Genomic DNA, 665 nt, shown 5'->3' with positions numbered 1-665 from the left:
CACAGCGTCCTTCGTGCGTCCTGAAGTGCGGTCGGCGCCGTCGGTGAAGACGTTGCTGGTCAGCAGCTTCCTGCGCGATACCTTGATGAACGTTGGCGTAGCAGAAGAAGAAGATCAACATACGTGAATCCGGGGTTTGACGGTTGCGTTGACTCTGTAGATTATTGGGCCCAACTCATTGGGTTGGCTAAGGGAGGAAGTTACAGTGGCTGACGAGAGTAACACGGGAGCAGTTGCCGCGTCTGAAGCGGCTGGCGAAATGAAAACACAGAAACAGCGGTCGCCACGGCGTCAAAAAGCGACTGCCGAACAGGTTCGGGATTCAAGCGCGACGGCCGATAAACCGAGAAAGCATAGCGAACAGGAGAAGATCGAGAAGCTCAAGCTGATCGAGACGGAAGTCGCCCAACATAAGAGCACGCTCAAGGACGCCATCAAGCGCGCCGGCATATCGGAGCAAACTTACTATCAGTGGAAACGAGCCGCAAAGCCTGTTGCTCAGAAGGCGGACATGCCGGTGTCGCCGGGCGATGAGTTCGCCGAACTCGTTCAACTCGAAAAGGAAAACCAGAGGCTCCGTAAGCTTCTGGCGGAAAAACTGCGCACGGAAAATGCCGACCTGCGCAAGAGACTCGGGCTGGATGAATAGGAGATCCGCAGCTCGC

Annotated in this window: 1 protein-coding gene; it reads left to right on the top strand. The window is 55.9% G+C overall.

Translation table 11 applies throughout. From position 1 onward, the window contains the following. Nucleotides 1-205 precede the first annotated feature (205 nt). The gene (locus QN224_RS33575) at nucleotides 206-649 is read left to right on the top strand and encodes a transposase (protein WP_283980180.1); all 444 of its coding nucleotides are present in this window, start codon (nucleotides 206-208) and stop codon (nucleotides 647-649) included. Nucleotides 650-665 lie beyond the last annotated feature (16 nt).

Source organism: Sinorhizobium sp. 7-81 (genome assembly GCF_030124405.1).
In the GTDB taxonomy this organism is placed as follows: domain Bacteria; phylum Pseudomonadota; class Alphaproteobacteria; order Rhizobiales; family Rhizobiaceae; genus Sinorhizobium; species Sinorhizobium psoraleae.
This window is presented reverse-complemented; position numbering and strand designations above follow the sequence as displayed.